Below are 20,920 nucleotides of genomic sequence, written 5' to 3'. Positions count from 1 at the left end.
TCGCTATAGAGGAGCCTTCCTGAAGAGCGAAAACGCGGCGTTACGCCGCTCTAGAGGGCGAATTGTGATGCACGCTACGGTATTGGAAGCGCTGAGGGCGGTTTACAGGTTTGCGCGCATTCCTCTGGACAGGTTTCGTTCGCTTGGGGAGCCGCTGCGTGTCCTGTTCGTGCGCAAGGCTCCGAAGGAAGTTCTGCTGCAATACTTTCCCGGTGAACGCGTGCGCTCGCGGAACGGCGTGCCATCCCGGTCGGAGTTCTACACGAAGTGGGCACCCTGGCTGCTGGCGGACCGCCGGTCGCGCATCTATTATGCAGGTAGCCCCCTTCCGCGCTTCATTCAGGCATTCTGCACGCGCTTCCGCATTCCCACCGTTGATCTCGTACAGACCCGGCCTGATATTCCGAGGAGCTTCCTGACGGTCCCACCGTCCGGTTCGCGCGCATCGACGGACGCCGAACGCTCCATTCCGTCGTGGTTCCAATCCCGCCCGACCCTTCATACCAAGATGGCGCTGGCATCGGGCAAGCCGGTCTTCCTCTACGTTCCCTGGATTGCCGAACACGGCGATGCCCTGGTGAGCCGCATCGAGGATCCGGCCTACGAGATCCTGCCCTTCGACATCATGAAAGACGTCGACAACAACGAGAACCGCCGGCGTATCCTGAGATTTGCGCGCTCCAATCCCGATCTCTACCGCCAGATGGTGGTGCGCCGCCTCGTGCCGATTCGCGCGTCCATCGCGGGCGTGATCGTGACGTTCGATTGGGCGCCGGTCATGCGGATCATCGTGAGCGTCTGCCAGGAGCTTGGCATTCCGACGATCCTCATTCCCCATGAATCTGTCTTCGTTGACCGGAGCAAATATTACTGGGATCCCTCCAGCCATGCATCGATCCCGCTTTCGGATGTCATCCTCGGATGGGGCAGCCTGCAGAAGGAGATTTTTGTCGAGCGCGGTTATCCCGAAGAGCGGTTCCAGATCGTGGGCGCGCCGAAGTTCGATACCTATTTCGACTATGCGCCGATGCTGACGCGGGTGCAGTTCGCGACGCTGTTCGGCCTCAATCCCGATAAGAAGATCATTCTTTTCGCTTCGCAGCCGCTGGATTCGCAGCTCGATACCGCCAAGGCGCGCGAATCGCAAAGGGCCGCCATCGCTGACCTGTTGCGCTATTGTGAAGCCAACGACGCCCAGCTTATCGTCCGCCTGCCGCCCTCCAAGGACGACATTCTCGGTCTCGTGCTCAGAAACGCGATGCTGCAATCCAACTATGCGGCCTTTGACGATGCGACCTGTTACCTTGTCGCCCCGGAAGAAGCGCTTTTCCATTGCGATGTCGTGACGTCGGTGAACAGCACGATGCTGTTCGAGGGGCTGTTGCTCGGGCGTTGCGCGCTGTCACTGAAATATGTCGAATTCGCACAGTTCTGGGACCAGGCCGGTATCCCGGTGGTCCGCTCGCTGGAGGAGGCTACGCCGGTTCTCGACCGGATGCTTACGGGACGCTGGGAGCGCGACGAGGACGGAATGAAATGGGCGGCCGACATGTTCGGCGTCGGCGCGTTCGATGGCCAGGCAGCGCCCCGTATCCGCACCTTCCTGTCGGATATGGTTTCGGGCAAGGCAACACTCGCGGCCGCCCCGACGCCCATGCAGAAGCTCGCTTCGGGGCAGATGCTGGATGTCGCTGCCATCGACAGCGACGAGGAGGTTCTCGGCACGGCCCATTACTTCCTGCCGAAACTGCTCAACATTCGCGCGCTGAAAAGCAGTCTCGCGAAGAACATGCTTGAAATGGCCTCGGTCGAGGTGTTTTTCCAGGTGGGCCTGAAGGGAAGGGATGCCAAGGAGCAGCAGCGCATGGCGCGGCTTCTCGGCAAGCCGGTCGTGGTCGTAGAGGAGGGGTTCATCCGCTCCCTGAGCACGGGTATCGCCAGCGAGCCGGCGCTTTCCGTGATCGTCGACGACACGACCGCGCACTACGACGCGACACGGCAGTCCGGTCTGGAGCGGGCACTCGAGCATGGCCGCGACATTGGTAACCTCGAGCGCCGGCGCGCACTGGCGGCCATCCGGCAGGTGGTGGAGGCCCGCATATCGCGATACAACCACGCACCTGACGTCCCCCTTCATGTCGGGCGGCCCGGCCGCGCAAAGCTCCTCGTCATCGACCAGCGCTATGGCAATGAGTCGGTCGAGTTCGGCCTTGCCGACGAACGCACCTTCGAGCGGATGCTGCAGGAAGCGATTGCCAATTATCCCGAGCACGACATCGTCGTCAGCGGCTATGTCGATCCGACCGGCCGGGGCAAGGTGGGATATTTCGACAAGAACCTGGCGCAGGTGCCGGCGCAGGATCGGCACAGGGTCTTCTTCATCCAGGAAGACCGCAATCCCTATGCATTGATCGATCTCGCCGAAATCGTTTTCGTCGTCTCGTCGCTGACCGGTTTCGAGGCGCTGATGGCCGGCCGTCAGGTTCATTGTTACGGCGCGCCCTTCTATTCGGGCTGGGGCGTGACCACGGATCACTGCGCAACCGGGCGGCGCAGCCGCAGGCGCACCATCGAGGACATCTTCCACTTTGCGTATATCGAGGCGTCGCGCTATGTGAATCCGCAGACCAACGAGCGCGTCGAGGTCGAGGAACTCGTCGATTTCGTAAGCCGGAAGAAAGCCGAGCTTGCCACCGCCGAAAGGTCCCTGCCGGCCCGCCTGGCGGAGCCGCGGAGCCTTGCGGCGCTCAGTGCCTGATGCTGTGCGTCACCGCGCCTGCGTAAACAGGATCTTTGCCGCGAAAACCGAAAAGACACCGGCGAAGGTGTAGTCGATGCCGCGCAGGATTTTCGGGTTTCGCTGCAGCCAGACGGCGAGCTTGTCGGCGGCGAGGATGACGGTCATGTTTACGGGCATGCCGATGGCGATGAAGAGCAGGCCGAGCACAATCAGCTTGCCGGTGACGTCGGGATCGCCTGCCGATATGAACTGCGGCAGGAAGGTCATGAAGAAGATGATGACCTTCGGATTGAGCAGATTGACCCAGAAACCGGTCGAGATGTTGTTGAGGGTCGTACCGCGGGGGCCGGTTGCGGTTCTGACGGTCAGGCTCGATCCGAAACGGATGGCCTGAACGGCAAGCCAGAGCAGATAGGCTGCGCCGCCGGTTTTCAGGATCAGGAAGGCCGTCGGCGAGGCGGTGATGAGCGCGGAAACGCCGAAAGCGACGAGCAGCGTGTGCACGACGATGCCGAGGCTGGTGCCGATCACCACATAGAGTGCCGGGCCGCGGCCCTGCGACAGTGCCCGGCTGATCGACAGCGTCATGTCGGGGCCCGGTGTCATCGCAAGCAGAAGGCTTGCGGCGGTGAAGGCGAGCAGTGTTGCAAGCGTGGGCAGGTAGTCCATGGCAAATCCCCGAAAGCCGATTTTGGCCGAAATATCGTTCGGTCCTAAGCCGGCTTCCGGACAATTGCCAATCAAGCTTTGTGATGGGCGGTCATCAGTCTTCCAGGAAGGTTCGGAAGGCCTCGGAATAGTCCTTGTGCCAGCGTGAGAGTGGCGGGCGATTCTCGATGACGTCGCCGATCGCCCAGGCCATGCGGCGCTCATCGAGCGCGCGGGGCACGTCGTTGTCGGGGCACAGGATGTAGAAATCGCCGCGGGCGAGGCTCTCCAGCATGAAATCGACGGTCTGGGCCGGCGTCCAGGCCGCATCCGGTTTTTCCGTGCGGTCGCCCTTGGTCAGTGCCGTATAGACGAAGCCGGGGATGAGGAGATGGGCCGAGAGCTTCGCGCCTTCGGTGTTGCGCAGTTCGTGCTGCAGCGCCTCGGTGAAGACTTTCACGCCAGCCTTTGAGACGTTGTAGGCGGGATTGCCGGGCGGCGTGGTGATGCCCTGCTTGGAGCCGGTATTGATGATGAGGCCGGGCTCGCCATGGGTCAGCATGTTCGGCCCGAAGACCTGCGTGCCGTGGATGACGCCCATCAGGTTGACCGCAAAAATGTGATCCCAGTTGGCTTCAGCGCTGAAGACCGAGGTATCCGGCTGGATGCCGGCATTGTTCATGAGCACATGCACGCGTCCGAAGCGTTGTAGAACCGCGCGTTCCAGCGCCTCCAGCTCGTGGCGATGGGCGACGTCCGCTTCCACCGCCATGACATTGGCTTCGCCGGCGATGGCTTCGAGTTCGAGACGGGCTTCGCCCAGCCGGTCGCCGCCGAGATCGGCGATCGCGACGGACATGCCGGCCTCCGCAAAGCGTCGCGCGGCGGCAAGCCCGATGCCGGAGGCGCCGCCGGTGACGACGGCGACGTTGTCCTTTTTGATGATATCCTTAAGGTCGGTCATGGGGTCATCCCCTTCCATGGTCCAGTCTTGCGCAATATGGGGTCGCCCGCGTCGGCGTCAAACCCTGCTTGCGGCAGGATGCGACGGTGCTCACCCTTGCGCCGCGCGCCAATCTCGCTAAAAGTGCCCGCGATACCGGGCCTTCGCGGGTTTGCCGCGTCCCTCATGCAACGGACCTCATCATCATGGCATCACATAAAGACGTGAAGAAAGTCGTTCTCGCCTATTCCGGCGGCCTCGACACCTCGATCATCCTGAAGTGGCTTCAGACCGAACTCAACGCCGAAGTCGTGACCTTCACGGCCGATCTCGGCCAGGGCGAAGAGCTCGAGCCGGCGCGCAAGAAGGCCGAGATGCTCGGCATCAAGGAGATCTTCATCGAGGACGTGCGCGAGGAATTCGTGCGCGATTTCGTCTTCCCTATGTTCCGCGCCAATGCGGTCTATGAGGGCGTCTATCTGCTCGGCACGTCGATCGCCCGCCCGCTGATTTCAAAGCATCTGATCGAGATCGCCGCCAAGACCGGCGCCGACGCCATCGCGCATGGTGCGACCGGCAAGGGCAACGACCAGGTCCGCTTCGAGCTTTCGGCCTACGCGCTGAACCCCGACATCAAGATCATCGCCCCCTGGCGCGACTGGACGTTCAAGAGCCGCACGCATCTGCTCGAATTCGCCGAGCAGCACCAGATCCCGGTCGCCAAGGACAAGAAGGGCGAAGCGCCGTTCTCCGTCGACGCCAACCTGCTGCACTCCTCGTCCGAGGGCAAGGTGCTGGAAGACCCGGCCGTCGAGGCCCCCGAATACGTGCATATGCGCACCATTTCGCCGGAAGCGGCCCCCGACAAGGCGACCATCATCAAGGTCGGTTTCGAACGTGGTGATGCCGTCTCGATCAACGGCGTGCGCATGTCGCCGGCGACGCTACTGGCCGCGCTCAACAACTATGGCCGCGACAACGGCATCGGCCGGCTCGATCTCGTGGAAAACCGCTTCGTCGGCATGAAGTCGCGCGGCGTCTACGAGACGCCCGGCGGCACAATCCTGCTCGCCGCCCACCGCGCCATCGAATCCATCACGCTCGACCGCGGTGCCGCGCACCTGAAGGACGAGCTGATGCCGCGTTACGCCGAACTGATCTATTACGGCTTCTGGTTCTCGCCGGAGCGTGAAATGCTGCAGGCGCTGATCGACAAGAGCCAGACGCATGTCGAGGGCGAAGTGACGCTGAAGCTCTACAAGGGCAATGTCATGGTCATCGGCCGAGAATCGGACAAGTCGCTCTATTCCGACAAGCTCGTCACCTTCGAGGACGACCAGGGCGCCTACGACCAGAAGGACGCTGCCGGCTTCATCAAGCTGAACGCGCTGCGCCTGCGCACGCTGGCCGCCCGCAACAAGCGCGGCTGATCGGGACGATACGAATGAAAAGGCCCGCTGCTGGAAACGGCAGCGGGCCTTTTTGCGTTTGAAGGCACGTTTCTTGTGTAAGGCAACGCCACACACTTCTCGTCATCCTCGGGTCAAGCCCGAGGATGACGGCAGAGAGGAGGCGGGGTCTCGCCCACGTATCGTGTTGGCGGCTACTCCGCCGGCTCCGTCGCAAGCTGCGCCTCGCGGCTGCACACCGCGCGGTACCAGACATACGAGAGGATCGCCATCAGGCCCATCAAGGGGATGATCGTGCCGAAGGCGAAGAGCGGCATGCCGATGGCGGCGGCGATCAGGCCGGCAAGGAAGCCGGAGCCCATCTGGATGAAACCCATGGCGGCGGATGCGGAACCGGCGATATGCGGGAAGGGCTCCATGGCGGCCGTCATCATGTAGGGCATGACGAAGGCGATACCGAAGGCATAGAGGCCGACCGGCCCCATGACGCTGATGAAGGTCGGGGTCTCCAGGAGATGCGAGGCAAGCGCGATGAAGATGCTGGCGACGCCGATGAAGGAAAGGCCGGCCGGCACGAGCCGGTCGGGCGCGAATGTGCGCATCAACAGGCGTACCGCGACGGTGCCGGCGAAGAAGAAGCCCGATTGCATCAGCATGCCGACGCCGAACTGGGTCGGCGTCAGGCCGACGCGATCGATCAGCACGAAGGGCAGCATGGTCGCCTGGCCGTAGAGTGCGCCGACGGCGCCGGCCATGACCAGCGTGGCGGAGATGAAACGGCTGCTCGATGCAAGTTCGCCATAGCCGCGCAGGATCGGTCCGATATGGCCCTTGGCCGAATCGGGTACCGTCGTCTCGCTCATGCAGAAATAGACCGCGCCGCAGGCGGCGAGCGCAAAACCCACCATCAGGAAGAAAATCGACTGCCAGCCGAACAGGCCGAGCGCGAAGCCGCCGAGCGTCGGCGAGACCGCTGGGCCGATGGCAAGCATCATACCCACCATATTCATGATGCGGGCGGCTTTGGTGCCGGTGAACTGGTCGCGCACGATGGCGCGCGAGACGGTCATGCCGACGGAGGCGCCGATGCCCTGCACGAGGCGGCCGGCAAGCAGCACGCCGACGGATGGCGCGAAGGCGGCCATCAGGCTGCCGAGGAGGTAGACGGACATGAAGATCAGCGTCGTCTTGCGCCGCCCGAGCACATCGGACGTGGTGCCGGACACCAGCTGGGCCAGCGCGAAACCGGCGAAATAGAGCGACAGCGTCAGCTTGATCGCCGATTCCGTGGAGGAGAAGGCATGCACCAGCTGCGGCATGGCCGGCGTATAGAGCGCCATGGAGACCGGGCCGAGCGCCACGAGGAAGGCGGCGATGATGCTGGTGCGCCGTTCGCTCATGCGCGGCAATGTCATTGCGCCAATTCCTTCACGAGGGCCAGTGCTGCGCTGTCCTCTTCCAGGGCGCACAGATTGGCGCGCAGCCGCTTCAGCTTTTCGCGCATGGCCTCGAGATCCTGTTCGCCGATACCGCTCGTCACATGCTGCATCAGACCGATCTGCTCGTCGCGGATATCGTCGATGAGGGGAATGGCGGCCGGTGTCGTGTAGATCAGCTTGGCGCGGCGATCGGATGGATCCGGGCGGCGCTCGATGAAGCCGAGGCTTTGCAGGCGGTCCAGATAGGTCGAAAGCGTCATCGGCTCGATGCCCATGCGCTGGGCGATGTCGAGCTGGCGGCTACCCTCAAGCGTGGCGATACGCACGAGCGTGCGCGCCTCCCCGGGGGTCAGGCCGAGGCCGGCGGTGGCGATGCGGCGTTCGAAGGCGCTGCGCAGCATGCGGGCAACGTCGATAAGGACGAAACCGAGGGCGTCGGGATCGGGGCGTGAGGGCATGTTCACTTTCTGGCTTATTATAAGTTTAGCTTACTATGCCTTGCCGGAATGAACAACTGTCAAGCTGGCGCCGCAATGCATGGCTGCCTTGCGAAAGGACGAATCCGCCCCTTGACGAAACCGGTGGCAAAGACTGGAATGCCGGGAAATTCTCGGGGACACTTTAATGACCGGTTCGATGCTGTTCGGCGCCTTCATGGCTGCGCTTCTCTATGTGCTTATTCCTGGGCCGGCGTTTCTTGCGCTTCTCGGCATCGGGGCGGGGCAGGGGCGCAAGGCGGGCGCGCTTTTCATGGGCGGCCATCTCGCCGGCGACCTCTTGTGGTCGACGCTTGCGCTGGTCGCCATCGTTGGTGCCAAGACAATCGGTACGATGGTGTTCGATGTGCTCGGTCTGCTTTGCGGCTTCTATCTCGCCTGGATCGGCTGGTCGGCGCTGCGTGCCAAGCCGCGGCAGGATGGTGCCGCCGTCATGACCGTCGAGCGGCCGCTGCGCCGCGGCCTCGTCTTCGGCCTCACCAATCCCAAGGGCTATCCGGTGGCGCTCGCGACCTTCACGGCGCTGCTTGCCGGTTCGTCCAACGCGCTCGATTTCGACGCGCTGCCCGCCTTGCTCGGCGTGTCCTTCTTCGGCTTCCTGATGGCGGACGTCATTCTGATCGGCATCATCGGCGCGGGCATGGTGCGCCGCTTCTATCGCCGCCACGAGCTGGCGATCGTGCGCATGTCCGGCCTGCTCTTCATGGGCTTTGCCGTTCAGGCCGTCTGGCACGCCGCACCGGGCCTGCTGGGCTGGCGCAAACCCTAGACGGTGCCTGGGAAGCGGATCGTCACACGAAGACCCCGGTCGTTCGCACCGCTTTCCAGCGCCATCGTGGCCTCGAACAGCGCAGCGATCTCCTCGACGATGGGCAAGCCGAGACCCATGCCGGGCGCGTCGCGATGCTCGCCGCGCGAAAAGCGCTGGCGCACGAGGTTGCGACGCTCGGGTGGGATGCCGGGACCGTTGTCCTCGACGGTGAGGAGCACGGCATCGCCGGTCTGGCGCACGCTGACCGTCACTTCCGCGCCGGGGCCGGCATAGGCAAGCGCGTTTTCCACGAGGTTGCGCAGCAGTTCGCCGAAGAGCAGCGGCTCGGCACGGGCGAAGGCGGGGCTGTTCCCCTCGTAGCCGAGATCGATGCCGGCTTCCGCGGCGGACGGCACGCGATCGGCCGTCAACTGTTGGGCGAGTGCCGCGATATCGATCGGGGCCGGTTTCTGGGGTTCGTTGGAGCCAGCGGCATCGATCTTCGCCATCAGCAGCAGTTGGGCAAGAATACGCTCGGCATGCGCCACGGCGGCGTCACCCTTGCGCGCGGCTTCCTGCGCTTCCTCCAGCGTATTGGCGCGGCTGGCGAGCGCCAGCTGTGTGCGGATGATGGCGAGCGGTGTTCGGAGCTGGTGGCTGGCATTGCCGGAAAAATGCCGGAGTGCATCGAGTGCCGCTTGCAGGCGCACCATGAAGGAGTTGACGGTCACGACGAGGCCCTGCACCTCGTTCGGCACGCGCTGCTCGATCGGGTGCAGGTCGTTCGGATTGCGCTCGGCAATGGCGTCACTCAGCCGGTAGAGCGGGCGCAGCGACACCGTGACGGCGATCCAGACGATGGTGGCCGCACCGGCGATCATCATGGCAAGCCGCAGCGCCGAGCGCAGCAGGATCGCCTGCGCCAGCTGGCGACGGGCGATGGTGGTCTCGGCAACCGTTACGGCGAAGGGCACGGAATTGATGCCGGTCGAGGCGGACCGCTGCAGCACGGCGATGCGGATCGGCTCACCGCGGAAGGTGGCGTCCCGATAGGCGGTCGGCTGGCCCTGCATGTCGGCGATGGTGGGCAAGGTCTGGTAACCGGTTATGAACTGGCCGGGCGGGCCGTCGACCCGGTAGAAAACCCGGTCCTGCGCTGCCGAGGTCAGCATTTCCAGCGCGACATAGGGAATATCGACTTCCAGCACGCCGTTTTCCGTCACCACCACGCGCTCCGCGATGGCAAGCGCCGATCCGGCCAACACGCGGTCGGATACGGCATTGGCGGTCTTCACGGCCTCGCGCCAGGTATCGATGAGCGCAACGACGCCGATCACCGCCGTAGAGACGAGCAGCCAGGCGAGCAGGCGGCGGCGCAGCGAGGAGGCCGGAGGGAAGGTCAAGCCGCACTCGCCTTGTCGAGATAATAACCAATGCCGCGCGCGGTGCGCACGGTCAGACCGTGCGGTGCGAGACGCTTCCTGAGCCGGCTAACATATTGTTCGATGGCATTGGCGGAGAGGTCGTCGTCGAAGGCGGCAAGCGACTGCATGATCGCTTCCTTGGCAACCACCTTTCCGGCGCGCATGAAGAGGATTTCCAGGAGGCCGACTTCGCGGGCCGGGATATCGAGCGGGGCACCGTCGGCGGAGAAGGTGCGCGAATTGAGATCGAGCGCGATGGCGCCATAGGTGATCGCCGCGGAGCGCAGGCCGGCCTGCCGGCGCAGCAGCATGCGTACACGCGCCTCGAATTCCGAGATGTCGAACGGCTTGATCATGTAGTCGTCGGCGCCGAGATCGAGGCCGCGCACCCGCTCTTCCGGGGCGCCGCGCGCCGTCAGGATCAGCACGGCGGCCTTGCTCTGGCGCGCGCGCATGGCGCGCAGCACGTCGAGCCCGTCCATTTCGGGCAAGGTCAGGTCGAGGATGACGAGATCGAAATTTTCCGATGCGATCGCCGCATCGGCAGATGCGCCGTCGCGCACCACGTCGACGGCGTGGCCGGTCCCCTTGAGGATGGCGAATAGGCCATCCGCCAGAGCTTCGTTGTCCTCCACCAGTAGAATGCGCAAGCGTCCGGTCCTCCCGCCGAAACCTTAGCGGTGGCGAGCGCACTTGTGAACGGGCCTGCGCTTTGGCAAGCTCGCATCATGCGCTTTGTCCTCACGCTTCTTCTCCTGCTCGCCGCGCCGCTTGCCGCCTTCGCCAATGTGACGCTTTACCCGGCCGGTGACGGCAATGTCGCCGCGTCTGTTCTCGTCGTCTATTCCTCGCTCGACGAGCCGCTTGCCCGGCCCATGATCCGGGGGTTCCAGGCGGCCAATCCGGATGTCGCCGTGCGCTACGAGGAAATGCTGACCGGCGAGGTGCATGACCGCATCGTGCGCGAGACCGATGCCGGCGAGAAAACGGCGGACTTCGCCTTCTCCTCGGCGATGGACCTTCAGGTGAAGCTGAGCAATGACGGCTACGCCCAGCGCAGCGATCTGCCGATGAGCGAGCGCTGGCCGCAATGGGCAAACTGGCGCAACACGGCTTACGCGCTGACCTTCGAGCCCGCCGTCTTCGTCTACCACAAGCCGAGCTTCAAGGGGCGCAAACCGCCCGCCTCGCGGGCGGAGTTCGTGGAGTATCTCAAGAGCGAGGGCGAGAAGGTTTTCGGCCGCATCGGCACCTATGACATAGAGCGCTCCGGCGTCGGCTTCCTTTTCATGGCGCGTGACCAGGAGCAGTTCGGCGATATCTGGACGGTGATCCAGGCGATGGGGGCTGCCGGCGTCAAACTCTATTCGACGAGTTCGGCGATCCTTGAACGTGTCGCCGACGGGCGCTTCGTTCTCGGCTACAACATTCTCGGTTCCTATGCGGCGGACTGGGCCTCGCGCGATCCGAATGTCGGCATCATCCTGCCGAAGGACTACACGGTCGTCATGTCGCGTATCGGGCTTGTGCCGCAGGCGGCTGCATCTCCCGAACTCGGCCGGCGCTACCTCGCCTTCTTCATGTCGAAGGAGGGCCAGGAGATTCTGTCGCGCGAATTGCAGATCGCCGCCGTCAGCCCCGAAGTCTCCGGCTCCAATACGGCGCGCACGATGAACGCGCTGCTCGGAGCGCAGCTCAAGCCCGTGCCGGTCAGCCCCGGCCTCATGGTCTATCTCGACCAGGTGAAACGGGCGCGGCTGATTGCGCGCTGGAATGAAGTTCTGCGGATGCAATAACCCGTTTTACGCCTCGACAACGCGCATCCGCGCCCCATGTCAGTTAGATGTCAGCTTCTTGTGCTGGTTTAGGGGTCTTCATCGTCCGTGGAGGCGGACGGAAGACCGGGAGGAGACTTCAGCCGATACGTTTTGCGCCCGCGAACCCAGCGTTCGTGCCGGTGCGGCTGACCATCCTCCCGTCACAGGCAACGACGCGCGAACAATCGCGCCTGACGGAGGACAGACCTTTGAAACATTTCTTCCTGGCATCCCTTATCGCCGGCGCGATGGCGCTTCCGGCCCTTGCCGCGGACTATACGATCATCGCGCCGGCCGGCCCCGGCGGCGGCTGGGACCAGACGGCCCGCTCGATCCAGACCGTTCTGCAAGATGAGAAGATTTCCGGCAGCGTGCAGGTGGTGAACGTTCCGGGTGCCGGCGGCACGATCGGCCTTGCCCAGTTCGCCAGCCAGAACAGCGGCAACCCCAACGCCCTCATCGTCGGCGGCTACGTCATGGTCGGCGCAATCCTCACCAACCAGTCGCCCGTTTCGCTGAAGGACGTGACCCCGATCGCCCGCCTCACCGGCGAATACGAGGCGATCGTCGTTCCCGCCGCCTCGCCGATCCAGAACATGGAAGACCTGATCAAGGCCCTGAAGGCCGATCCGGGTGCCGTTTCCTGGGCCGGCGGCTCGGCCGGCGGTACGGACCACATCACGGCCGGCCTGATCGCCAAGGCGGCCGGCGTCGATCCGACCAAGATCAACTACGTCGCCTATGCAGGCGGCGGCGAAGCACTCGCCGCGATCCTCGGCAACCAGGTGACCGCGGGCATTTCCGGCTACGGCGAGTTCGAAGCCCAGGTGAAGGCCGGCACGTTGCGCCTCATCGCCATTTCCAGCGCCGAGCGCGTCGAGGGTATTGACGCCCCGACCATCAAGGAAGGCGGCCTCGACGTCGTCGTGCAGAACTGGCGCATGATTGCCGCAGCGCCCGGTCTTTCGGCCGAGCAGGTCACGGCGATCAATGCCGATATCGAGAAGATGGTGAACTCCGAGGGCTGGAAGACCATTCTGAAGACCAAGGGATGGCAGAACACCTACCTCGCCGGTGACGCGTTCAAGGCACAGCTGGACGAGGATGTCGCCGCCACCGAGAGCATCCTCAAGGACATCGGGCTCGTCAAATGAGCGAGGTTCCGTCCTCCCACGTCCCCTCCTCGCATGGAAAGCGCCGCCCTGATCGGGCGGCGCTGGCCATCGCTCCGGTCCTCTTCATCCTTGCCGGCATCATCTGGTGGGATGCCGGCCGGCTGGCGGAAATGAGCAACTATTCGCGCATCGGCCCCGCCACCGTGCCGCATGTCGTTGCCATCGGGCTCGCACTGCTTGCCATCTGGACAGGTTTCGAAGCCTGGCGCGGCGATTTTCCGGAACGCGAGCCCATCGAAGTCCAGCCGGTCGTGATGATCGTCGCGGGTCTTGCCGGGCAGATGCTGCTCCTCAAGGCTGCGGGCTTCTCGATTGCCACGGGTGTGCTCTTTGCCCTGACGGCCTTCGGTTTCGGCCGGCGCAAGCTCTGGATATCCTTGCCCATCGGCATCGTCTTCAGCTTCGTCGTCTACATCATCTTCGGCCGCTTCCTGCAACTCTCGCTGCCCGCCGGGCCGCTCGAGCACCTGTTCTTCTGAGGACTGACGATGGGCACTTTCGAATTCCTGCTGCAGGGCATCCTCATCGCCGCACAGCCGATGAACCTGCTCTACGCCCTGATCGGCGTGACGCTCGGCACCGCCGTCGGCGTTCTGCCCGGCATCGGCCCGGCCCTGACCGTGGCGCTCCTGCTGCCGGTTACCTACAAGCTCGATCCGGCCGGCTCGCTCATCATGTTCGCCGGCATCTACTATGGCGGCATGTACGGCGGTTCGACGACATCGATCCTGCTCAACACGCCCGGTGAAAGCGCTTCCGTCGTCACCGCGCTCGAAGGCAACAAGATGGCCCGTGCCGGCCGTGGCGGGCCGGCACTCGCGACGGCTGCCATCGGCTCCTTCGTTGCGGGCCTCATCGCCACGCTCGGTCTCGCCTTCATCGCGCCCTTCGTCGTGAAGTTTGCCCTCTCTTTCGGCCCGCGCGAGTATTTCGCGCTGATGGTCCTCGCCTTCGTCACCGTCTCGGCGGCGTTCGGCGATTCGACGCTGCGGGGCCTGACCGCGCTTTTCGTCGGTCTCGGCCTTGCCATCATCGGCATCGACCAGCAGACCGGTCAGGCACGGCTCTCCTTCGGCATCCCCGATCTGCTCGACGGTATCGAGGTGACGACGCTTGCCGTCGCCATGTTTGCTATCGGCGAGACGCTTTTCGTCGCCTGTCAGGGCGACCGCATCCCCGACAAGGTGGAGGCGGTCAAGGGTTCGGTCTGGATGAGTGCGCAGGATTGGGCCCGCTCGTGGAAACCCTGGCTGCGCGGCACCTTCATCGGTTTCCCGATCGGCGCCATGCCGGCCGGCGGCGCGGACATTGCGAGCTTCTTGTCCTATTCGACGGAAAAGCAGTTCTCCAGGCACAAAGAAGAGTTCGGCAAGGGCGCCATCGAGGGCGTGGCCGGTCCGGAGGCGGCGAACAACGCGTCCGCCGCCGGCACGCTGGTTCCGCTGCTCTCGCTCGGTCTGCCGACCACGGCGACTGCGGCGATCATGCTCGCCGGCTTCCAACAATACGGCCTGCAGCCCGGTCCGCTTTTGTTTGCGACCAACCCGCAGCTCGTCTGGGGTCTCATCGCCAGCCTGCTCATCGCCAATTTCATGCTGCTGGTACTGAACCTGCCGCTGATCGGGCTCTGGGTGAAGCTGCTGACCATCCCGAAGCCCTGGCTCTATGCCGGCATCCTGCTCTTCGCGACGCTCGGCACCATCGGCGCCAACCCGTCGGTCTTCGAACTCGGCATGCTGCTCGTCTTCGGCCTGCTCGGCTTCGCCATGCGCATCTTCGGCTATCCGATCGCGCCCGTGGTCGTTGGCCTCATCCTCGGGCCGATGGCGGAGCAGCAGCTGCGCCGGGCGCTGGCGATCAGCCAGGGGGACGTGACGACACTCTTCATGTCGCCGATCGCCGCGGTGCTCTTCGCGCTCGCCTTCCTTGCCGTCGCCGTGCCGCTCGTTCTGCGCGCCCGCGGAAAGGGCGAAGTTCTCTCGCAGTTCGCAGCGAACGAAGATTGACTATTCTGCATGTTCCTCCCGGGACCGAAAGCAAGGCAGGTCGGAAACGGAGTTTCCGGCCTGCATCCGTTGCATGGCTGGGCTGAGAAAGAGTCTGTTGTACTTTCGGCCCCCAAGCCTCATCTTTCGCTCGTAAGCTAAACAAGAAAGCGAGCAATCCAATGACCACCCTCCGCAACTCCTTCGCCCAGGGCTTCTTCGGCCGGGCCTTCGCCGTACTGAGCGCTGCCAACGCAGCCGCCGCGGCCGTTGAAGGCCACCGCCGCCCGAAGGAACGCGACCTGAGGACGCTCGGCATCAACCCTGCCGACTTCCCCCGCGTCTAACGCGAAGCAGAATTTTCCGAATGAAAAGGCCCGCTGATCGCAAGATCAGCGGGCCTTCTGTATTTCTGCGTTGCTTTGGTAGATTGCAGCCGCGCCGCCTTCTCCTCCGTCATCCTCGGGTCAAGCTCGAGGATGACGGAGAGAGTAGATCCGGGCGTCACCGAACAAAAAGGCCGGCCGTTGGAGCGGTCGGCCTTCGTGTTTAGGCGTTGTTCTCGCCGAGCTGGGCCGACACGCGGTCGCCAGCATGTGGGGCCTCGTGGTGCCCCAGTTCCTTTTCCCGCCTGTTGTAGCGGATGGAGGACCACAGCGAGATGCCGATGAGCGTCGCGCCGCCAAGGCCGGTGATCACCTCGGGGATATGCACCAGCGTCTGGCAGTACATGACGACCGACAGGATCAGGATCGCGTAGAACGCGCCGTGCTCCAGGTAGCGGTATTCTGCAAGCGTGCCCTTTTCCACGAGCATGATCGTCATCGAGCGCACATACATGGCGCCGATACCGAGGCCGATGGCGATGATGAAGAGGTTCTGCGTCAGCGCGAAAGCGCCGATGACGCCGTCGAAGGAGAAGCTGGCATCGAGCACTTCGAGATAGATGAAGGCGCCGAGGCCGCCCTTGGCCGCTTCCGACATCGCCTTCTGCGAGGCATCGAGCAGGCCGCCGACGACTTCCACGGCAAGGAAGGTCAGAAGGCCATAGATGGCGGAGAAGACGAAGGTGTTGGCATCCTCGCCCTCGAGCAGATTGGAGAAGACGAGGATCAGCAGCAGCACGAAGGCGATCTCGATGCCCTTGACGGTGGCCGAGCGCGCCATGTGCTTCTCGATGAAGCCGATCCAGTGCACGTCCTTCTCATGATTGAAGAAGTAGGTGAGGCCGACCATCATCAGGAAGGTGCCGCCGAAGGCGGCGATGGGCAGGTGCGCGTCATGCATGATGCGGGCGTATTCCGCCGGCTCGCGGGCCGCGAGGATGAGCGCGTCGATCGGGCCGATACCGGCGGCGATGACGACGATCAGAAGCGGGAAGACGATGCGCATGCCGAAGACGGCGATCAGGATGCCCCAGGTCAGGAACCGGCGTTGCCAGACCGGCGTCATGTCCTTGAGCTTGTTGGCGTTCACGATGGCATTGTCGAAGGACAGCGAGATTTCCAGCACCGCCAGAACCGCGCAGATGAAAAAGACGGTCGCCATGCCGGCGAGCGTGCCTTCCGTCTGCCAGCCCAGCCACGCGCCGAGCGCGAGGCCGATGACGGTCGAGATGAGTGCCCATTTCAGGTAGGAGAGGGTGGTCTTGCCTTCACCGTTGCCGATCATGACAGCACCTCCATGGAGGTGGAGATACGGGAGGTGAAGTTGCGCATACCACAACGGGCATGCGGGTAAGGCATCGTCAGGATGTTCATGTGCGTATGAATCCGCCGGCTAATTGCTGGCGGTACCGACATCACGAGAGCGCCGTAAAAACTCTCGCCAGAGGGGCCCGGCACCAGTGTTCGTCGCGGCAAGGATGTCAAAAGGCCGCGAACCGAACTGTTTTCACCGAAGTTGCCGTCCGCGTCAAGAGGCAGGGTGCCGCAGCCGGTCTAACGCGGCAATGGGGTTTCCGTTCCCGGTTTTTGTGCTGCTCCCCTGTACCAGACCCGGTCTCCGTTCCTATATTCGCCGCACAGTGATTTGCCAGAAAGGATCTCCCATGACCGAAACGCCGATCGATCCCGCCCTCGTCGAATGGACCGGCCTCAACGGCCTGCCGCGGTTCGATCTCGTGAAGGACGAGGCCTTTGCGGCGAGCTTCGATGCGGCGCTTGTGGCCCATGAGGCGGAGATTGACGCCATTGCCGGCAATCCCGATGTGCCGACCTTCGAGAACACGGTCGTGGCGCTGGAAATCGCCGGCGATGCGCTGTCGCGTGTCTCGGCCCTTTTCTGGAGCCGCGCCGGCGCCAATACCAACGACACGATCCAGGCCTTGGAACGCGACATCGCGCCAAAAATGTCGCGGCACTATTCGAAGATTGGCACCAATGCCGCGCTCTTCAAGCGCATCGATGCGCTGTGGGAGGGCCGCGCGGGCCTCAACCTCTCGCTGGAGCAGGTGCGCGTGCTGGAGCGACACTGGAAGGGGTTTGTCAAATCGGGCGCCAAGCTCGCCAAGCCTGAACAGGATCGTCTCTCGGCGATCAACGAAACGCTGGCCGGTCTCGGCGCGAAATTCGGCCAGAACGTGCTGGCCGATGAGAAGAGCTGGGCGCTGTTCCTCGACGAGGGTGAGGCGCTGGACGGCCTGCCGGATTATCTGAAGGACGCCATGGCGGCGGCGGCGCGGGATCGTGGGCAGGACGGGCGCTATGCCGTCACCCTGTCGCGCTCGATCATCGAGCCCTTCCTTGCCTCCTCCGCCCGCCGGGACCTGCGCGAGCAGGCCTTCCGGGCCTGGGTGGCGCGCGGCGAGAATGACGGCGAGACGGACAATCGCGGCATCGTGAAGGACACGCTGGCGCTGCGATCGGAAAAGGCCGGGCTGCTCGGCTACGCGAATTTTGCCGCCCTGAAGCTCGACAACACCATGGCGAAGACGCCGGATGCGGTGAACGGGCTGTTGATGCAGGTCTGGGAAAAGGCCGTGGCGCGGGCACGCGAGGAGGAAGCGGAGCTTGCCGCGCTCATCGCGGACGAGGGCCGCAACCACGAGGTCATGCCCTGGGACTGGCGCTACTATGCCGAAAAGCTGCGCGCCAAAAAATTCAACTTCTCCGAGGCCGAGCTGAAGCCCTATCTCCAGCTGGAAAAGATCATCGATGCCTGCTTCGATGTTGCCGAGCGCCTCTTCGGCATCCGCGCCATCGAGAAGAAGAACGTGCCGGTCTATCATCCCGATGTGCGGGTCTTCGAGATCCGCGATCGTGAGGACAAGCTGGTCGCCATGTTCCTCGGTGATTATTTCGCGCGGTCCTCGAAACGATCCGGCGCCTGGATGAGTTCCTACCAGAGCCAGCATCGCCTGCCGCTGCCGAACGGTTCGGTCGGCGAGATCCCGATCATCTACAATGTCTGCAATTTCGCAAAACCCGCCGAAGGCAAGCCGGCGCTGCTATCGCTCGACGATGCGCGCACGCTCTTCCACGAATTCGGTCACGCGCTGCACGGTATGCTTTCGGACGTCACCTACCCCTCGGTGTCCGGCACGGGCGTATCGCGCGACTTCGTCGAACTGCCCTCGCAGCTCTATGAACACTGGCTGACGGTGCCGGAAATCCTGACCCGCTACGCCGTGCACTACCAGACCGGCGAGGCGATGCCGCAGGCGCTGCTCGACAAGGTTCTGGCCGCCCGCACCTTCAATTCGGGCTTCGCGACGGTGGAGTTCACCTCCTCGGCGCTGGTTGACATGGCGTTTCATACGCGCGGACCGGTCGAGGACCCGATGACGGTGCAGGGCGAGGTGCTGCAAAAGATCGGCCTGCCGAAATCCATCGTCATGCGCCATGCGACGCCGCACTTCCAGCATGTCTTCTCGGGCGACGGTTATTCGGCCGGCTACTACTCCTACATGTGGTCGGAGGTGCTGGACGCCGATGCCTTCTCCGCCTTCACGGAAACCGGCGACGCCTTCAACCCTGCCATGGCGGCGCGGCTGAAGACCTATATCTACGCCGTGGGCGGCTCGGTCGACCCGGAGGACGCCTACAAGGCCTTCCGAGGCAAACTGCCGACGCCGGAGGCCATGCTGGAGAAGAAGGGGCTGGCGGCCTGAACGGTCTGTTAGAAAGGCGCCTGAGGTCGGTGTTTCCTGTAAGGGCTCTACCTCTCCGCCGTCATGGTCGGGCTTGACCCGACCATCCACGCTCCGGGTGCGGCGGTGGATCCTCGGGTCGAGCCCGAGGATGACGTCCGTGGGGATGCAAGGGTAGTGGCTAAAGCAGAAATACAGTCGGAGACGGCGGTGGCTTCGTCCACACCCGTCATCCTCCCGTCACCAAAGCTTGGGTGAAACGTCATCCTCCCGTTACCGGACTGACATGTCGCCGACCGATGGTCTGCCCGTCGATTCGCGGGCTTGGCCGGAGGTGGCATGGCGATTGTTCCCGAGGCGCTGACGCGGCGCTCGTTTCTCTTGACCGCAGGGGCCGGCGCGCTGGCGACGTCCTCCGCGCTGGCGGTGCCGTACTACTCACGCCGTCACGGAAGCCCGGTCTTTTCGCATGGCGTGCAGTCTGGGGATGTCGATTGTTCCTCGGGCATGGTCTGGGCGCGCACCGACCGACCGGCCGAGGTGACGCTCGAATATTCGACCACCGACAGTTTTATCGACGTCAAACGCCTGCCGCTGCAGAAGGCGACAGGGGCTTCGGACAATGCCGTCAAGGCGATGCTTGAAGGGCTCCTGCCGGACCAGGACATCTTCTACCGTTTCACCGCGAGCGATCCCTATTCGAGCCATCTCGTCTCCGAGCCCGTCGTCGGCCGGTTCCGCACGGCGCCGATGCGCAAGCGCTCGGTGCGCTTCGTCTGGTCTGGCGATACGGCGGGGCAGGGCTGGGGCATCGACGATGTCGGCATGAAGACCTATTCGACCATGCTGCGCCACGAGCCGGATTTCTTCATCCATTCCGGCGACACGGTCTATGCCGACGGGCCAATCCCGGACGAGATTCCGCTGCGCGACGGCGGTATCTGGAAAAACCGCATCGTCACCGACGAGAAGCGCACTGTTGCGCGCACGCTCGATGAATTTCGCGGCCAGTGGAAGTACAATCTGCTCGACGACCACCTCCTGTCTTTCAACACGCAATGCCCGACCTTCTTCCAGTGGGACGACCATGAGGTCTTGAACAACTGGTCGGAATCGAGCGATCTCACCGGTGACCGGCGCTATCCGGAAAAGGATATCGGCGTCTACGAACAGCGCGCCCGCCGCGCCTTCCACGAGATGACGCCGATCCGCTATTTCGCCACCGAACCCGGCCGCATCTTCCGCAAGGTCGCCTATGGGCCGCTGCTCGATGTGTTCTTCGTCGATTTGCGCTCCTATCGCAGCCCCAACAAGGGCGGCACGGAGAATGGCCTGTTCGGCTGGCGGCAGGCGGATTGGCTGCGACGTGAGCTGGCGGCCTCTGAGGCCGTCTGGAAGGTGATCGCCTGCGACATGCCGCTCGGCCTCGTCATCTGGGACGACTATGCCAACAGCTTGGGCTACGAGGGCGTGGCCGACGGCCTGAACGGCCCGCCGGCGGCACGCGAGCGGGAGATTGCCGATCTCTTGTCCTTCATGCGCGACAATGCCATCCACAATGTCGTCTGGCTGACGGCGGACGTGCATTACACCGCCGCCCACCACTACGATCCGTCGCGCGCGAAGTTCCAGGAGTTCAATCCGTTCTGGGAGTTCGTGTCCGGGCCGCTGCATTCCGGCACCTATGGGCCGAAGCCGCTCGACATGACCTTCGGACCGGAGGTGCGCTTCATCAAGTCGTCGGCAGGTGGCATCGACAGCAATCTGCCGCCCTCGGCCGGGCTGCAATTCTTCGGACTGGTCGATATCAACGGTACAAGCGAGGAGATGACGGTGCGGCTGATGGACCGCGAGGATCAGGAACTCTGGCGCGTCGTGTTGCCGCCCGTGCGTTCATCATGATGACAAGCTGCGCGTCGGACGGATAACAGAGTTGCGGTCCGCCCCTTTCGCAAATGCGGAAAAACATGTAAGAGCCCGCCCATTGAAGACGGCGCCCTCG

At 63.7% G+C, this 20,920-nt stretch carries 17 protein-coding genes; 10 read left to right on the top strand and 7 right to left on the bottom strand.

Going from position 1 to position 20,920, the window contains the following annotated elements:
- Positions 1-67 precede the first annotated feature (67 nt).
- Positions 68-2,758, top strand: coding sequence for a capsular polysaccharide export protein, LipB/KpsS family (locus MUU55_RS23625; protein WP_244763242.1), 2,691 nt, complete (start codon positions 68-70; stop codon positions 2,756-2,758).
- Between the two features lie 9 nt (positions 2,759-2,767).
- Here MUU55_RS23625 and MUU55_RS23620 read toward each other — a convergent pair whose 3' ends face one another.
- Together MUU55_RS23620 and MUU55_RS23615 are read right to left on the bottom strand one after the other, a co-directional pair.
- A complete protein-coding gene (locus MUU55_RS23620) occupies positions 2,768-3,409 on the bottom strand; it encodes a LysE family translocator (protein WP_244763241.1) in 642 nt (213 codons plus the stop codon).
- 94 nt (positions 3,410-3,503) lie between these two features.
- Positions 3,504-4,352: an SDR family NAD(P)-dependent oxidoreductase gene (locus MUU55_RS23615; protein WP_244763240.1), complete on the bottom strand. Its 849-nt coding sequence runs from the start codon at positions 4,350-4,352 to the stop codon at positions 3,504-3,506.
- Positions 4,353-4,537: 185 nt separating this feature from the next.
- Between MUU55_RS23615 and MUU55_RS23610 the strand changes: the two genes are divergently transcribed.
- On the top strand, positions 4,538-5,761 hold the full coding sequence (locus MUU55_RS23610) for an argininosuccinate synthase (protein ID WP_244763239.1): 1,224 nt from the start codon (positions 4,538-4,540) through the stop codon (positions 5,759-5,761).
- Positions 5,762-5,934: 173 nt separating this feature from the next.
- Here MUU55_RS23610 and MUU55_RS23605 read toward each other — a convergent pair whose 3' ends face one another.
- Positions 5,935-7,155, bottom strand: coding sequence for a multidrug effflux MFS transporter (locus MUU55_RS23605; protein ID WP_244763238.1), 1,221 nt, complete (start codon positions 7,153-7,155; stop codon positions 5,935-5,937).
- Positions 7,152-7,637 (bottom strand): MarR family winged helix-turn-helix transcriptional regulator, encoded by a 486-nt coding sequence (locus MUU55_RS23600; RefSeq protein ID WP_244763237.1) that lies wholly within the window; start codon positions 7,635-7,637, stop codon positions 7,152-7,154. Before MUU55_RS23600 ends, MUU55_RS23605 begins: the two co-directional genes overlap by 4 nt.
- Positions 7,638-7,803: 166 nt before the next feature.
- On the opposite strand from MUU55_RS23600, the gene MUU55_RS23595 reads away from it, so the two are divergent.
- On the top strand, positions 7,804-8,445 hold the full coding sequence (locus MUU55_RS23595; RefSeq protein ID WP_244763236.1) for a LysE family translocator: 642 nt from the start codon (positions 7,804-7,806) through the stop codon (positions 8,443-8,445).
- On the opposite strand, the gene MUU55_RS23590 is transcribed toward MUU55_RS23595, so the two are convergent.
- Together MUU55_RS23590 and MUU55_RS23585 are read right to left on the bottom strand one after the other, a co-directional pair.
- The gene (locus MUU55_RS23590) at positions 8,442-9,830 is read right to left on the bottom strand and encodes a sensor histidine kinase (protein WP_244763235.1); all 1,389 of its coding nucleotides are present in this window, start codon (positions 9,828-9,830) and stop codon (positions 8,442-8,444) included. The two genes, MUU55_RS23595 and MUU55_RS23590, sit on opposite strands and share 4 nt — an antisense overlap.
- Entirely contained in the window at positions 9,827-10,501 is a 675-nt protein-coding gene (locus MUU55_RS23585) for a response regulator (RefSeq protein ID WP_244763234.1), read from the bottom strand. The genes MUU55_RS23590 and MUU55_RS23585 overlap by 4 nt, the downstream gene beginning before the upstream one ends.
- A gap of 78 nt (positions 10,502-10,579) precedes the next feature.
- On the opposite strand from MUU55_RS23585, the gene MUU55_RS23580 reads away from it, so the two are divergent.
- The 5 genes from MUU55_RS23580 to MUU55_RS23560 all read left to right on the top strand — a co-directional run bounded on the left by MUU55_RS23580 (position 10,580) and on the right by MUU55_RS23560 (position 15,175).
- Positions 10,580-11,647, top strand: a complete 1,068-nt coding sequence (locus MUU55_RS23580) for an ABC transporter substrate-binding protein (protein WP_244763233.1) — start codon at positions 10,580-10,582, stop codon at positions 11,645-11,647.
- A gap of 230 nt (positions 11,648-11,877) precedes the next feature.
- Positions 11,878-12,822, top strand: coding sequence for a Bug family tripartite tricarboxylate transporter substrate binding protein (locus MUU55_RS23575; protein WP_244763232.1), 945 nt, complete (start codon positions 11,878-11,880; stop codon positions 12,820-12,822).
- The gene (locus MUU55_RS23570) at positions 12,819-13,322 is read left to right on the top strand and encodes a tripartite tricarboxylate transporter TctB family protein (protein WP_244763231.1); all 504 of its coding nucleotides are present in this window, start codon (positions 12,819-12,821) and stop codon (positions 13,320-13,322) included. Before MUU55_RS23575 ends, MUU55_RS23570 begins: the two co-directional genes overlap by 4 nt.
- 9 nt (positions 13,323-13,331) lie before the next feature.
- Positions 13,332-14,849 (top strand): tripartite tricarboxylate transporter permease, encoded by a 1,518-nt coding sequence (locus MUU55_RS23565; RefSeq protein WP_244763230.1) that lies wholly within the window; start codon positions 13,332-13,334, stop codon positions 14,847-14,849.
- Positions 14,850-15,010: 161 nt separating this feature from the next.
- Complete coding sequence (locus tag MUU55_RS23560; protein ID WP_024270181.1) at positions 15,011-15,175, top strand: hypothetical protein; 165 nt, start codon at positions 15,011-15,013, stop codon at positions 15,173-15,175.
- A gap of 202 nt (positions 15,176-15,377) precedes the next feature.
- Here MUU55_RS23560 and MUU55_RS23555 read toward each other — a convergent pair whose 3' ends face one another.
- Positions 15,378-16,499: a DUF475 domain-containing protein gene (locus MUU55_RS23555; RefSeq protein ID WP_244763229.1), complete on the bottom strand. Its 1,122-nt coding sequence runs from the start codon at positions 16,497-16,499 to the stop codon at positions 15,378-15,380.
- A gap of 379 nt (positions 16,500-16,878) precedes the next feature.
- On the opposite strand from MUU55_RS23555, the gene MUU55_RS23550 reads away from it, so the two are divergent.
- Both MUU55_RS23550 and MUU55_RS23545 read left to right on the top strand, forming a co-directional pair.
- The gene (locus MUU55_RS23550) at positions 16,879-18,939 is read left to right on the top strand and encodes a M3 family metallopeptidase (protein WP_244763228.1); all 2,061 of its coding nucleotides are present in this window, start codon (positions 16,879-16,881) and stop codon (positions 18,937-18,939) included.
- Positions 18,940-19,257: 318 nt separating this feature from the next.
- Positions 19,258-20,820: an alkaline phosphatase D family protein gene (locus tag MUU55_RS23545; protein WP_244763227.1), complete on the top strand. Its 1,563-nt coding sequence runs from the start codon at positions 19,258-19,260 to the stop codon at positions 20,818-20,820.
- The last annotated feature ends 100 nt before the right edge of the window (positions 20,821-20,920 follow it).

The sequence above is a fragment of the Shinella curvata genome (assembly GCF_022899935.1).
GTDB lineage: Bacteria > Pseudomonadota > Alphaproteobacteria > Rhizobiales > Rhizobiaceae > Shinella > Shinella curvata.
This window is presented reverse-complemented; position numbering and strand designations above follow the sequence as displayed.